The sequence below is a fragment of the Mesorhizobium sp. M0119 genome (assembly GCF_040322615.1).
Taxonomy (GTDB): Bacteria; Pseudomonadota; Alphaproteobacteria; order Rhizobiales; family Rhizobiaceae; genus Mesorhizobium.
In genome coordinates, this window is the sequence record NZ_JAMYTU010000023.1 from 41,071 (window position 1) to 54,557 (window position 13,487).

The following is a 13,487-nucleotide window of genomic DNA, read 5'->3' on the forward strand; positions in this document are numbered from 1 at the left end:
CATTCTTTGTCGTCAGCTCGGCTGTTGCTGAGCCGCCACGAAATTGCGCCAGCCGCCGAAATGCGAAATCTCCTCTGCGTCGGTGAGGCCGGCACTTTCGACGAGGAAACCTTTCGGCGAAGTCCCATCATCGAGCAGAAGCGTGCCGATGCCGAGCGGCGGCGGGATCGCGGCAACAAAGTGCCCGAACGCTTGCGGCGACAGCCGCCAGACTTCAACCTCGATCGCTGTGCCCTTGCCATTGCAGGTGCGCTCGAGCCCCGGCCGCGGCACCGACTGGCCGGCGAGCGCGTAAAGCCGGTAGAGCGGCGCCGTTCTTGCAGCCCGGGCGAACATCGCGCCGAGCTGCTGCAACTGGCCGTTCAGCGCCATCCCCGACAGATGCGCGCCGACCACAGCCAGCTCGATCGTGCTTTCGTCCACGTTCGCGCAAACATCGCCACACGGCGGCAGCGGCCAGCCTGTAGCGCCCAGCGCAAGGCCGCTTGCCGCATAGACATCGCGCGCAAGCGACGCCGTCAGATGGTCCTTGCCCGCCGCGGCAAGCAAGGTAACGCTCATCGGCAAACCGTCGCTACGGGTTCCGCTCGGCACGGCAATGCCGCACATGTCGAGCAGATTGACGAAATTGGTGTAAGTGCCGAGCCGGCTGTTGGTGACGATGGGGTCAGCCAACACCGCCTCGACCGTGTAGTGCGTCGGCGCGGTCGGCACACAGAAGAGGTCGACCGAGGCGATGACCGGCGCGAGCTTGGCCTTGTAGCTTTGCAAGGCGTAGAGCCCGTTGAAAGCGTCCGCGGCGGAAAGCTTTCGCGCGCCGCCGATGATTATGCGCGTCACCGGATGCATGGCCGCCTCGTTGGCTTCCATGAAGTCCCTGATCGCGGCATAACGCTCGGCCACCCAGGCGCCTTCGTAGAGCAGGTTGGCGGTGGCGTAGAAATCGCCGAACGGGATTTCGACCAGCCTGCAGCCCAGCGTCTCCAGCGAGGCAAGAGCGGCCTCGAAGCCCGCCCGCATCGCCTGGTCGCCGAAGAAGGTCCAGTCGGCCCTGGCCGGCACGCCAACCGTCAGCACCGGCGGGCGCGCGGCCAGACCCTGGACGCCGAGGTCACGCGAATAGGGATCGGCGTCGTCCTTTGCCGCTGCCGCCTCGAACACGCTGTAGGCGTCGTCGACGGTGAGCGCGAAGACCGAGACGCAGTCGAGCGTGCGGCAGGCCGGCACGACGCCGGCGGCTGATATCGCGGCGACGCTCGGCTTCAGCCCGACGATGTTGTTGAGGCCGGCGGGAATGCGCCCTGAACCGGCCGTGTCGGTGCCGAGCGCGAACGAGACGATGCCGCGCGCCGTCGCGACTGCCGAGCCACACGAGGAACCGCCCGGCACCAGTTTCGGATCGATCGCGTTTCTCGGGACCGGATAGGGCGTGCGCACGCCGACCAGGCCGGTGGCGAACTGGTCGAGATTGGTCTTGCCCACGACCAGCGCGCCGGCGGCCTTGAGCCGCGCCACGACGGTGGCGTCTTTCGCCGGCAGATAAGCAAATTCGACGCAGCCCGCCGTCGTCGGCATGCCCGCAACATCGATGTTGTCCTTGACCGCGAACGGCACGCCCCACAGCGGCTTTGCCACGGGATCGAACAGGCCGAGCTTTTCTGCTTCGGCCAGCATCTCCGCCCTGCTCGCCAGATGGATGAAGATGCCGGGGTCATCGGCCGCTGCGAGCCGCGCATCGACCGCATCGATCATCTCGCCGATGCTGACGCCAGCCTGATAGGCAGCGTGCAATCTCGCTATGTCGAAGCGGATGTCGCTCATTTGGCCTCGCCCAGGATGACTACCGGCAGGTTCCACTGGATAAGCACGACGCAGCCATCCTTCGTCCATACCGAATGCTCGGTTCCGACCGGGTTCAGGATCACGCTGCCCGAGGCAAAATCGCCATTCTCGTCGCTCTGTGTGCCTTCCAGCACGATGATCGTTTCCAGCCCGGCATGGCGATGGCGCGGCACGCTGGCGCCGGGCCGGTAGTTCAGGATCGCGACCGACGGTTCCGTCGGTCCGCCCTTGAGCAGCCAGTGCGCCGTAATGCCGTTGCGGAAATGCTCGAACGCCAGATCGCGCCAGCCACCATTGAGGAGGCCGGCAAAGGCAAGGTTAGGCATTGGCAATCCCCTCGAGCACCTGGTCCGTCGTCGCCGTCCAGCCGACGATGGCGCCCTGCGCCCTGATCATGGCCAAGGCAGCCGCCTTGAACTCGGCAAAATAGCTCTCAGTGGCATCCTCCGCCAGCAGGCATTCATAGCCGCGGTCGTTGGCCTCGCGCATCGTCGTCTGCACGCAGACCTCCGTCGTCACTCCGGCAAAGACCAGTTGCTGTGCGCCGAGCCGCTTCAGGTCGTCGCCGAAGCTGGTGGCATAGAACGCGCCCTTGCCCGGCTTTTCGATGACGATTTCGCCGGGCAATGGGGCAAGTTCATCGAGGATCGCCGTTCCCGGCTCGCCGACGATCAGCACACGGCCCATCGGCCCGACATCGCCGATCCGGATCGACGGATTGCCGCGGTTGCGCTTGGCCGGCGGCAGATCCGAAAGGTCTGCCTTGTGGCACTCCATCGTGTGGATCACCGGCAGGCCAGCGGTGCGGAACCCCTCGATCAATCTCTTCACCGTCGGCACGATCGCCACCACCCGGCTGACGTCGTTGCCGAGGCTGGCGCCGAAGCCGCCGGGTTCAGCGAAATCGCGCTGCATGTCGATGACGACCAGCGCCATCGCCTCAGGCTTGAAGGCGAACGGAAACGGCAGCGCCTCGATCTCCGCCATCAGTGATGTCCCGCCATGTGCTCGCCGATCGTCTGCACGCTCGCCTGCGCGATCGGCGTCTCGTAGACCAGCGCGCCGTCCGACATGACGAAGATGCGGTCTGAAAGTTCGAGCAGCTCGTCGAGATCTTCCGACATCAAGAGCACTGCGGCGCCGGCGTTGCGTGCCTTCATGATGCGGGCGCGGATTTCGGCGACGGCGGAGAAGTCGAGGCCGAAGCAGGGATTCGACACGATGAGCAAGTCGACGTCGCCGGTCAGTTCCCGCGCCAGCACCGCGCGCTGCACATTGCCGCCCGACAGCGACGAAATCGGCGAAGCGAGCGAGGCCGTCTTGACCTTGAACTGTTCGACCAGACGGGCCGCGTAGCCCCTGATCGCGCTCATCCTGATCCAGTTGACCGGCTTGCCGGCCTCGTTGAGGTCGAAGGTGCGGAAGGCCATGTTTTCCGCCACCGTCATCTTCGGTGCGCAGGCATTGCGCAACGGCTCCTCCGGAATGAAGCGGACATTGAGCGTGCGCGCCTCGCTGCGGCTGGCGCCATAGGGCGAGCCTTTCACCAGAACGTCGCCGCCATTGCGCGCCCGCTGTCCGGCAAGGACTTCGAGAAACTCCTTCTGGCCGTTGCCGGAGATGCCGGCGACGCCGACGATCTCACCGGACTTCACATCGAACTCGCCGATGTCGATGGTTTTCAAGCCGGTGCGGTCGGGCGCCTTCAGCGACTTTACCGTCAGCACCCGCCTGGCGCCCGCCGGCACCGGAGCGCGGCTGTCGAGTGCTGCAATCGGTTGGTCGCCGATCATCATCGCCGCCATCTGTTTGTGCGAAAGCTCCGAGACTTTGCCGGTTCCGGTCAGCAGGCCCTTGCGCAGCACGGTGATGTCGTCGGCAAAGGCGGTCACCTCGTGGAATTTGTGCGAGATCATCAGCACCGTAAGGTCGCCGGTACTGGTCATGTCGCGCACCAGGCCAAGCACTTCCTGCGCCTCGCCGGGGGTGAGCACCGAAGTCGGCTCGTCGAGCACCAGGAAGCTGCGGCCGAGATAGAGTTGCTTGATGATTTCGAGCTTCTGCTTCTCGCCGGCCGCAAGTTCCGCCACCTTGACGTCGAGCGGCAGCTTGAACGGCATCCGCTGCATGAATTGCGCAAGCGCGGCGCGCTCCTTGCGCCAGTCGATGACGCCAGGCACCTTCTCGCGCGAAATGACCAGGTTCTCCGCACCCGTCAGCGACGGGACGAGCGTGAAATGCTGGTAGACCATGCCGAGCCCTAGCGCCGAGGCGTCCTTCGGACTGGCGATCGCGACCTCGCGGCCATCGACCAGCATGTCGCCCGAGGTCGGGTGGTAAAAGCCCATCATGCATTTGACCAGCGTCGACTTGCCGGCACCGTTTTCGCCGAGCAGCGCATGGAATGATCCCGCCGGCACCTTGATCGAGACGTCGTCCAGCGCGGTGAAGGCGCCGAAGCGCATGGTCATGCCGATGGTCTCGACGCCGACAGCTTTCTTGCCGATGCTTCCGCTCAAGGTCATGTCCTCACGGCAGTTGCGCGACGAAGGACGCCGAGTTCGATACCGCGCCGAACACCCCGCCCTGCATCTTGATCATCTTGATTGCAGCGAGATGGTTGCCGTAGTCGGTCGCGCCGCAGCAATCCTCCAGCATCACGCATTCGAAGCCGCGATCATTGGCCTCGCGCATCGTCGTGTGGACGCAGACATCGGTGGTGATGCCGGTCAGCACGATGTTTTCGATGCCGCGCTGGCGCAGGATCAGCTCCAGGTCGGTGGCGCAGAACGAGCCCTTGCCCGGCTTGTCGATGATCGGTTCGCCCGCCGCCGGATAGAGGTCGGGGATGATGTCCCAGCCGGCTTCGCCGCGCACCAGGATGCGCCCGCAAGGCCCGGGGTCGCCGATGCCGGCATTGATGCGGCGCGAGCGCCAGCGCTTGTTGGCCGGCAGGTCGGCGAGATCGGGCCGGTGGCCCTCGCGCGTGTGGATGATGGTGTAGCCCTTGGCCCGCATGGCTGCGAGCACCGACTTGATCGGCTCGATCGGCGCCCGCACCAGCGAAAGATCGTAGCCCATATGATCGACATAGCCGCCCGGCCCGCAGAAATCGGTCTGCATGTCGATGATGATCAACGCCGTGTTGTCCGGCCGCAGCTCGCCATTATAGGGCCATGGATAGGGATCGGCGTCGATGTAGCGCTGGGTGATCTCGGCTCTGGCGTTCATCGGAAAAACTCCAGTCATTTGGTGATCGACAATTCGCCCGGCGCGCCGGCAAGCGTGCGGCTCGGCGACGAGGTGGCGATCATGATGATGAGCGTGAGGATGTAAGGTGCGGCGTAGAAGAGATAATAGCCCTGCGTCACACCGACCGATTGCAACGCCGGGCCTAGCGCGCCCGCGCCGCCGAACAATAGTGCCGCGGCAAAGCAGCCGAGCGGATTCCAGCGCGCGAAGATGACCAGCGCCACCGCCATCAGCCCCTGCCCCGACGAGATGCGTTCGGTCCAGCTGCCGGGGTAATAGAGCGACAGATAGGCGCCGCCGATGCCGGCGAGCGCGCCGCCGACGCCTGTCGCAAGCAGGCGCACGGTGTTGGGATTGAGGCCCATGGCGCGCGCCGCATCGGAGCTGTCGCCGACGACGCGCACGATCAGGCCGGCGCGGGTGTTGCGGAAGGCCCACCACAGGAACACGGCAAGTGCCGCACCAATCAGGAATAGCACGTTGACGTTGAGCGCCGCCTGCACCTGCGGAATGTTCGACCAGCCACCGAAGGCGATGGCCGGCAGGTCTGGCGCCGAGGGCTGGATGAACGGCTTGCCGAAGAAGAAGGCGAGACCGGAGCCGAACAGCATCAGCGCGATACCTATGGCGATGTCGTTCACGCCACGGAATTTGCAGATCCAGCCGTGGAACAGGCCGAAGCAAAGACCGGCACCTGCGGCAGCCAGCAGGCCGAGCCATGGCGAGCCGGTCATCACCGCTACGGCGTAAGCAGTCATTGCGCCGAAGACCAGCGTGCCTTCGAGGCCGAGATTGATGCGGCCGGAGCGCTCGGTGATGGCTTCGCCGAGCGAGACGAAGATGAACGGCGTCGAAACGCGGATGGCGCCGCCGAGAATGGCGAGCGGCACGCCCCACAGGCCGATCTCGGTCGCGTCCATCAGGAGCCCCTCTTCCACAGATCTGGATTGAAGACCTTGAAGCGCCCGTAAAAGGTTTCGCTGAACAGGATGACGACGAAGAGCATGCCTTGCAGCACCAGCACGGTGGCGTCGGGCAGGTCCATGCGGCGCTGGATCAGCCCGCCGGAAGCGCCGATGCCGCCGAGCAGGAAAGCGACCGGGATGATGGCGAGCGGATTGTGGCGGGCGAGGAAGGCGACGAGGATGCCGGTATAGCCGTAGCCGGCGGCGAGCGAGGCGTTGGCGCTGCCTTGCACGGCGCCGACCTCCAGCATGCCGGCCAGCCCGGCGAAGCCGCCGGCCAACCCGGTGAAGCCGACGATCAGCGGCCCGACGGCAAGCCCTTGCACCTGGGCCGCCCTGACATTACCGCCGGCGATGCGGGCGGCAAAGCCCCAGCGCGTCTTTTCGATCAGCAGCCAGGACAGGACGCAGGCGAGAATGCCGACGACCAGGCCCCAGTGCACGTCCATGCTTGGAATGTTGCCGATGCGGTAGGCATCCACCAGCGGCTCGGTCGAGGGTTTGTTGAGCGAGGCCGGATCGCGCAGCGGCCCTTCGACAAGATGGTTCATCAACGCAATGGCGATATAGGCCATCAGCAGGCTGGAGATGGTTTCGTTGACGGCGCGGTAGTGGCGGAGTGCGCCGACGGCACCGATCCAGATGCCGCCGGCGACCACGCCCGCCACGCCCATCAGCAGGATGACCAGAAAAGCCGGCGCGCCATTCGCCGCGACGCCGATGGCGGCGGCGGCAACGCCGCCCAGCACGATCGCACCTTCGCCGCCGATGACGACGAGGCCGAGCCGTGCCGGCAGCGCCACGCAGAGCGCTGCCAGTAAAAGCGGTGCTGCCCGCGACAGCGAGTTCTGGATCGAGAACCACGAGCCGAAGCCGCCGCGCCACATCGTCTCGTAGAGTTGCACCGGCGATTTGCCGACCAGCGCGATGAACACGCTGAACAGCGCCATCCCGACGATCAGGGCCGCGAGCGGTATGACGAAGGCTTCCGCCCGCCGCGCCGCCCATTCGAGCGCCGCCGGATAATTCCTGGCGCCAAACAGCGCCGGCGCGCCCGCAGTGCTGACCGTGTCTGCCATGGCCCCGTCTCCGATCCGGTTCAGGCGGTCGAACCGACGACGCCCTCGACCAGGTAGTCCATGCTTTCGAGTTCGAGCGCGGTCTCGGCGAAGGCCTGGCCCTCGGTCGCGACGACGACGCCCTTGTTGCTCTTCAGCGGACCCTTGATGACCGAAAAGCCGCCTTTCATCATTTCGGCCAGCGTGCCGTCGAACTGCTTGCGAGCGGCGTCGCCAACAGCGGGGCCGAGCGGGCTCATCTTGACGAAGCCGTCGGCCAGGCCGCCGCGCGTGAAATTGGGCAGCGGCGTACCGGCCACCAGATCGTCGACGAACATCTTGTAGACCTTGGCCCAGTTCCATTCCGCGCCGGTCAGGTATTTCTCCGGCGCCAGCGGGCTCTGGTTGGCATGATAGCCGCAGACGAAGGCGCCACGTCCGGCCGCCGTCTCGACCACCACCTTGGGGCTGTCGACATGGCAAGTGATGACGTCGGCACCCTGGTCGACCAGCGCGTTGGTGGCCTCCGCCTCCTTGACCGCCAGCGACCACTCGCCGGTGAAGATCACCTGGCAGGTGATGGTCGGGTCCACCGAGCGCGCGCCGAGCAGGAAGGAATTGATGTTGAGCAACACCTGCGGGATCGGCTTTGCCGCGACGAAGCCGAGCTTCTTGGTTTTGCTCGTGTGACCGGCGACGACGCCGTTCAGATACTGGCCCATGCCGATATAGCCGAAATAGGAACCGGCATTCATCGGATGCTTGTCCTTGTTCCACATGCCACCGCAATGGCGGAACTGCACGTCGGGGAATTTCGCGCACATGGCCAGCATGTGCGGATCGAAATAGCCGAACGAGGTCGGGAAGATCAGCGACGCACCATCGAGATTGATCATCGATTCCATCGTCTTCTGCACGTCGACCGTCTCCGGCACGTTCTCCTCTTCGACGACGGAAATGCCTTCGATCCCCTTCAGCGTGGCGGCGCCTTCGGCATGCGCCTGGTTGTAGCCGTAATCGTCCTTTGGCCCGACATAGATGAAGCCGACGGTGGCCGTCGCGGCGAAGGCCCTGCTGATCGGAAACGATGCGGACGCAAGGCCGAGCGCCGCTCCGGCGGCGGAGGTCTTGAGCAGGTCGCGGCGGCTAAGCATGAATCTCTCGGACATTGAATGCTCCCTCTGTGGGGCCTTTGGGGCCGGTTAACACCTCAATGAAAGAAGTGTATGCAATCAGCGTGCCAGTTTCAGAAGCAGGATTTATTCAGCAATTTCAATGAATGTGCCGATGTGACCTGCACAAAGCCGGAGCAATTGCATACACTTTTTGCCTCCAAACTCGCCAATTTGACATGAAGGCTAAAACATAGGCATACAGAGCTGCGGAGGAATCGAGGCCGGTGAGTGGCTCTCGGCTCTAGCGAAAAGACTGGACGGAGGAGACGTGTCGGGAAAGCGCAATTTGATCAGGTCGGGCACGACCGTCGATCAGATGGTGAGGGCGATCAGCGACCGGATCGTCACCGGCTTCCTGCGCCCAGGCGAAAAGCTCGACGAGGCCTCGCTCGCCGCCCGCTTCGATGTCTCACGTACGCCGATCAGGGAAGCGCTCAGCCGGCTCAGCGCCATGGGACTGGTTGAAAGGCGGCCGAACCGTGGCGCCACCGTCGCCGTGGTGACGCAGGAGCACCTCGCCTCGATGTTCGAGAGCATGGCCGAGCTTGAAGCGATCTGCGCGCGCTTCTCGGCCGAGCGCATGACGGCCGGCGAGCGCCGCACGCTGGAGGCCGAGCATCAGGCATCGGCGCGCTTGGTGCAGCTCGGGGCCGAAGAAGAGTATGAGCTTTTCAACACCGAGTTCCACACCCGGCTCTATCGCGGCGCGCACAGCAAGCACATTTATGAGTTGACCGTCATGACCCGCGGCCGCCTCGCGCCGTTCCGGCGCGCGCAATTCATGCTGCCCGGGCGGCTGGCCCAGTCCTGGCAGGAGCATGACGCCATCGTCACCGCAATCATGCGCGGCGACAGTGCGGCGGCCGGAACAGCCGCCAAGGATCATGTCTCGATCGTCAGCGAAGCGAGCGCCGTCTTTGCCATCGGCGATCGCCCCAAAGGCAAGGCCGAGCCGTTCCCGACATCAGCTTCCTGACCCTCAATCGACCAGCACGGCGACCACGGCAGCGCAGTCGCCGGCCTTGACCAGCCCCGGAAAATGCCGCGCCGCCAACAGACCGGACATTTTGGCCCGTATCTCCTGCGGAGCGCCGCCGGTGCGGCCGATCGAATGGATGCGCGCCAGCACCTGGCCCTCCTCCACCGGCTCGCCGAGATCGATCATCGTCTCGATCATCCCGTCGTCCTCGGCGAACGAGAAGCAATCGCCCGACGGCATGTCGAGCCAGCGGGTCGGCTGCATCGCGACGGCGCCGGCGACGATGCCGGCATGGCGCAAGACGTTGAGCACGCCCCGACGCGCGATCCGCACCGTTTCCGCGCGCGAAGTCCCGCCGCCGCCAAGCTCGGTGGTGATGAACAGCTTGCCCATCTCTTCGGCGGCAGTGTCGAACATGCCGACCGCGTCGATCTCCAGCATCTTCATCGACCAAGGCGCGGAGAACGCTGCCACGGCAGCGAACCCCTTCTCCTCCAATATTTTGTCGGGCCGGATGTGGGCGGCGCAGAACGGCACGAAGTCGAGCGTCTTGCCGCCGGAATGGAAATCGAGCGCGATGTCTGTACGGGGCAGGAGTTCGCGCTGGAAATAATCGGCGATCTTTTCGGTCACCGTGCCGTCGGGCCGGCCGGGAAAGCTGCGGTTGAGATTGCCCTTGTCGATGGGCGAGGTGCGGGTGCCGGCGCGGAACGCCGGATAGTTCATCGCCGGCACGATGATGACCGTGCCGCTGACCTGCTTTGGATCGAGCGTGCGGGCGAGATCGTACAGCGCCAGTGGCCCCTCATATTCGTCGCCATGATTGCCGCCGGTGAGCAACGCGCTCGGCCCGTTGCCGTTGCGGATGACGCAGATCGGGATCATCACCGATCCCCAGGCGGAATCGTCGCGGCTGTAAGGCAGGCGCAGGAAACCGTGCTGCACGCCGTCGCGCTCGAAATCGACGGTCGGCGTGATCGGTGATGGGCGAAGGCTGGACATCGGGCTCAACTCTTCACCACCAGCTTGCGCGGCACATTGGCCAGGCACTCGACGCCCGTCTCGGTGATCAGGATGGACTCCGTGATTTCGAGCCCCATCGTCTCCAGCCACAGGCCGGTCATGAAATGGAAGGTCATGCCGGGCTTCAGCTCGGTGCGGTCGCCGGGGCGCAGGCTCATCGTGCGTTCGCCCCAGTCCGGCGGATAGGAAAGCCCGATCGGATAGCCGGTGCGGTTGTCCTTGACGATGCCGTATCTCTTCAGCACCGCGAAGAAGGCGTTGGCGATGTCCTCGCATGTGTTGCCGGGCTTGGCGGCGGCAAGTCCCGCCTCCATGCCTTCCAGCGTCGCCTTTTCGGCGTCGAGGAACTCCTGCGTCGGCTTGCCGAGGAAAACGGTGCGCGACAGCGGGCAGTGATAGCGGTTGTAGCAGCCGGCGATCTCGAAGAAGGTGCCCTCGCCCGATTTCATCGGCCGGTCGTCCCAGGTCATATGCGGCGCCGATGCGTCGGCGCCCGACGGCAGCAGCGGCACGATCGCCGGATAGTCGCCGCCGATGCCGTCGACGCCGCGCGTGCCGGCATCGTAGATCTCGGCGACCAGGTCGCATTTGCGCATGCCGACTTCGATCTTGTCGACGATGCGCTGGTGCATCGCTTCGACGATGCGGGCGGCTTTGCGCATGTAATCGATTTCGGTCGGGCTCTTCACCGCGCGCTGCCAGTTGACGAGTGCGGTGGCATCGACGAAGCGGGCATTGGGCAGATGCTTCTGCAGCGATGCGAATGCAGCGGCCGAGAACCAGTAATTGTCCATCTCGACACCGATGCTGAGCTTCCCCCAGCCGCGATCGGAGAGCACGCTGGACAGAAAATCCATCGGGTGGCGCTCGGTCGACTGCACATAGTGGTCGGCATAGCCGACGATGTTGTCGTGCGCGAGATAGGCGGTGCGCTTGGCACCGTTGGCGTCCTGGCCGCGGCCGTACCACACCGGCTCGCCCGACGGCGGCACGATGACGGCCTGGTGCACATAGAACGACCAACCGTCATAGCCGGTCAGCCAGGCCATGTTGGACGGATCGCTGACAACAAGCAAATCGACGCCCTTGGCCGCCATGGCTTGCCGCGTCTTGGCGAGGCGCCCCGCATATTCGCCACGCGAGAATTTCAAATTAGGCTGCATTGTTCTTGGTCCTCGTTTGTTGGGCCTTGCGGCCGGTATCAGCTTTCGAAAATCGTACCGGTCTTGGCTGCACGCGCACGGTCGCGGGCGAGCGTGGCGATCGCCGTGTCCTGCACCCCGGCGCCGGTCAGATCGGCGATGGTGATGTCGCTGTCCGAACGCCGGCCATGCCTTTCGCCTGCGATGATGTGGCCAAGCTCGGTGATCTCTGCATCGGCCGCCATCACGCCCGCCGCGATGGCATGGTGCAGTTCGCCCAATCGTCGCGTCTGCTTGGCGCTATCGGCGACGTAGAGGTCGGCCATGCGCAGGATCGCCGGCGCGATCTCGTTCTTGTGCTCGGCATCCGAGCCCATCGCGGTGATGTGCTGGCCGGCGGAGACGAAGCCGGCCTTGATCAGCGGCTCGGTCGACGGTGTCGTGGTGACGATGATGTCGGCATCGGCGGCTGCCTTTGCCGCGTCTGGCTCGGCGTGAACGGCGATGCCCAGTCTTTCGGACAATGCGTCCGCCGCGGCTTCGGCCTTGGCGGCATCCCTTGCCCAGATGCGAGCCTCGGTGATCGGCCGCACCAGCATCAGCGCCTCGAGCTGCAGTCCGGCCTGAACACCGGCACCGAAGATCGCGGCAACGGAGGAGTCCGCCCGCGACAGATGTTTGGCGGCGACCGCGCCGGCGGCGGCCGTGCGGATGTCGGTGAGATAGCCATTGTCGAGCAGCAGCGCCTCGACCAGCCCGGTTTTCGCCGACAGCAACACCATCATGCCATTGACGCTGGGCAGGCCGAGCTTGGGATTATCGAAAAAGCCGGGGCTGATCTTGATCGCAAAACCATCGATGCCCGGCACATAGGCGGTCTTGACGTCGACCTCGCCGCGATGCTCTGGAATGTCCAGCCGCAGGATCGGCGGCATCGCCACCGGCAAGGTAGCGAGCGCCCGGAACGCGTTCTCGACGCAGGCGACGGCATCGAGATCGAGCTTCACGATCTTGCGCAATTCGGCTTCGGTGAGGATCGTCATACGGCTCATGCTGCGCTCTCCGCAATTGCTTCGCCGCAGATGATCTTGCGGTGCAGTGTCATATCGATGTTGCGGCCGGACAGAACGAGCACCGCCGGGCCATTCGCCTTGACCTTGCCGGCAAGCACGGCCGCGATGCCGACCGCGCCGGCGCCTTCGACGATCTCGCGCTCCTGCTCATAGGCATGGCGGATGCCGGTGGCGATCTCGTCCTCGCTGAGCAGGATCACATCGTCGAGCAGGTCGCGGCACATGGAAAAGGTCAGCCGGTTGTCGAGGCCGATGCCGCCGCCAAGCGAGTCGGCCAGCGTCTGCAGTTCCTCGACCAGCACCGGGTGCCCGGCATCGAGGCTTGCCTTCATCGCCGCACCACGCGCCATTGAAACGCCCACCACCTTCGTCGCCGGGCTGACGCCCTTGACGGCAGCGGCAACGCCAGCCGCCAGCCCGCCGCCGGAAAGCGGCACCAGCACAAGGGCGGCATCAGGAACCTGTTCGATGATCTCCAGCCCGAGCGTGCCTTGCCCGGCGACAATGGCGGGATGGTCGAAAGGCGGCAGCATGATCAGCCCGTCTTCGGCGACAAGCCGCTCGACCTCCTGCTGCGCATCGTCCTGGCTGTTGCCGACGATGCGGATCTCGGCGCCCAGCCGGCGGATTTCGTCGAGCTTGTTCTGCGGCACCAGCCGCGACATGCAGATCGTCGCGTGGATACCTTGCAGTTGAGCGGCATAGGCCAGCGCCCGGCCGTGATTGCCTGTCGAGGCAGCGACGACGCCACGCGTCCTCTCCTCTTCTGTCAGCGAGGCGATAGCGTTCGAGGCACCACGCAGCTTGAAGGCGCCGGTGGTCTGCCGATGTTCGAGCTTGAGATAAACAGGCTCGCCCAAGTGCTTGGAAAGACTCCGTGAAGTGACGGTCGGCGTACGCTCGACCTTGCCCGCGATGCGCTCGCGCGCGGCGCGGATATCGGAGAGGCTTATCCTGGACGTGGTCATGGCTCATCAA

13 protein-coding genes are annotated in these 13,487 nt (G+C 65.0%); 1 reads left to right on the plus strand and 12 read right to left on the minus strand.

All coding sequences use genetic code 11. The features are described 5' to 3' along the window. Nucleotides 1-12: 12 nt before the first annotated feature. From atzF to NKJ40_RS20840, 8 genes are read right to left on the minus strand one after another with little or no spacing between them, the layout of a single operon-like run. Nucleotides 13-1,821, minus strand: coding sequence for an allophanate hydrolase (atzF, locus tag NKJ40_RS20805; RefSeq protein ID WP_352467653.1), 1,809 nt, complete (start codon nucleotides 1,819-1,821; stop codon nucleotides 13-15). Continuing rightward, a complete protein-coding gene (locus NKJ40_RS20810; RefSeq protein WP_352467654.1) occupies nucleotides 1,818-2,168 on the minus strand; it encodes a cupin domain-containing protein in 351 nt (116 codons plus the stop codon). Before NKJ40_RS20810 ends, atzF begins: the two co-directional genes overlap by 4 nt. Then, nucleotides 2,161-2,829, minus strand: a complete 669-nt coding sequence (locus NKJ40_RS20815) for a cysteine hydrolase family protein (RefSeq protein ID WP_023677214.1) — start codon at nucleotides 2,827-2,829, stop codon at nucleotides 2,161-2,163. The genes NKJ40_RS20810 and NKJ40_RS20815 overlap by 8 nt, the downstream gene beginning before the upstream one ends. After that, complete coding sequence (locus tag NKJ40_RS20820) at nucleotides 2,829-4,361, minus strand: ABC transporter ATP-binding protein (protein ID WP_352467655.1); 1,533 nt, start codon at nucleotides 4,359-4,361, stop codon at nucleotides 2,829-2,831. Before NKJ40_RS20820 ends, NKJ40_RS20815 begins: the two co-directional genes overlap by 1 nt. Before the next feature lie 10 nt (nucleotides 4,362-4,371). Continuing rightward, nucleotides 4,372-5,073: a biuret amidohydrolase gene (gene biuH / locus NKJ40_RS20825; RefSeq protein WP_352467656.1), complete on the minus strand. Its 702-nt coding sequence runs from the start codon at nucleotides 5,071-5,073 to the stop codon at nucleotides 4,372-4,374. Between the two features lie 14 nt (nucleotides 5,074-5,087). Further along, nucleotides 5,088-6,014 carry an ABC transporter permease gene (locus tag NKJ40_RS20830; RefSeq protein WP_352467657.1) on the minus strand — a complete coding sequence of 309 codons (927 nt, stop codon included), beginning with the start codon at nucleotides 6,012-6,014 and terminating at the stop codon, nucleotides 5,088-5,090. Further along, entirely contained in the window at nucleotides 6,014-7,138 is a 1,125-nt protein-coding gene (locus tag NKJ40_RS20835; protein WP_352467658.1) for an ABC transporter permease, read from the minus strand. The genes NKJ40_RS20830 and NKJ40_RS20835 overlap by 1 nt, the downstream gene beginning before the upstream one ends. 20 nt (nucleotides 7,139-7,158) lie before the next feature. Continuing rightward, entirely contained in the window at nucleotides 7,159-8,286 is a 1,128-nt protein-coding gene (locus tag NKJ40_RS20840; RefSeq protein ID WP_352467659.1) for a BMP family ABC transporter substrate-binding protein, read from the minus strand. A 322-nt stretch (nucleotides 8,287-8,608) separates the two neighbouring features. Here NKJ40_RS20840 and NKJ40_RS20845 point away from each other — a divergent pair, with 322 nt between their 5' ends. Then, nucleotides 8,609-9,268 carry a GntR family transcriptional regulator gene (locus tag NKJ40_RS20845; protein WP_352467684.1) on the plus strand — a complete coding sequence of 220 codons (660 nt, stop codon included), beginning with the start codon at nucleotides 8,609-8,611 and terminating at the stop codon, nucleotides 9,266-9,268. Nucleotides 9,269-9,271: 3 nt separating this feature from the next. On the opposite strand, the gene doeB is transcribed toward NKJ40_RS20845, so the two are convergent. From doeB to eutB, 4 genes are read right to left on the minus strand one after another with little or no spacing between them, the layout of a single operon-like run. Next, nucleotides 9,272-10,273, minus strand: coding sequence for a N(2)-acetyl-L-2,4-diaminobutanoate deacetylase DoeB (doeB, locus tag NKJ40_RS20850; protein WP_352467660.1), 1,002 nt, complete (start codon nucleotides 10,271-10,273; stop codon nucleotides 9,272-9,274). A 5-nt stretch (nucleotides 10,274-10,278) separates the two neighbouring features. Beyond that, the gene (doeA, locus tag NKJ40_RS20855; RefSeq protein ID WP_352467661.1) at nucleotides 10,279-11,457 is read right to left on the minus strand and encodes an ectoine hydrolase DoeA; all 1,179 of its coding nucleotides are present in this window, start codon (nucleotides 11,455-11,457) and stop codon (nucleotides 10,279-10,281) included. 38 nt (nucleotides 11,458-11,495) lie between these two features. Beyond that, complete coding sequence (locus NKJ40_RS20860) at nucleotides 11,496-12,488, minus strand: cyclodeaminase (RefSeq protein ID WP_352467662.1); 993 nt, start codon at nucleotides 12,486-12,488, stop codon at nucleotides 11,496-11,498. After that, nucleotides 12,485-13,477, minus strand: coding sequence for a hydroxyectoine utilization dehydratase EutB (gene eutB, locus NKJ40_RS20865; RefSeq protein ID WP_352467663.1), 993 nt, complete (start codon nucleotides 13,475-13,477; stop codon nucleotides 12,485-12,487). Before eutB ends, NKJ40_RS20860 begins: the two co-directional genes overlap by 4 nt. Between the last annotated feature and the right edge of the window lie 10 nt (nucleotides 13,478-13,487).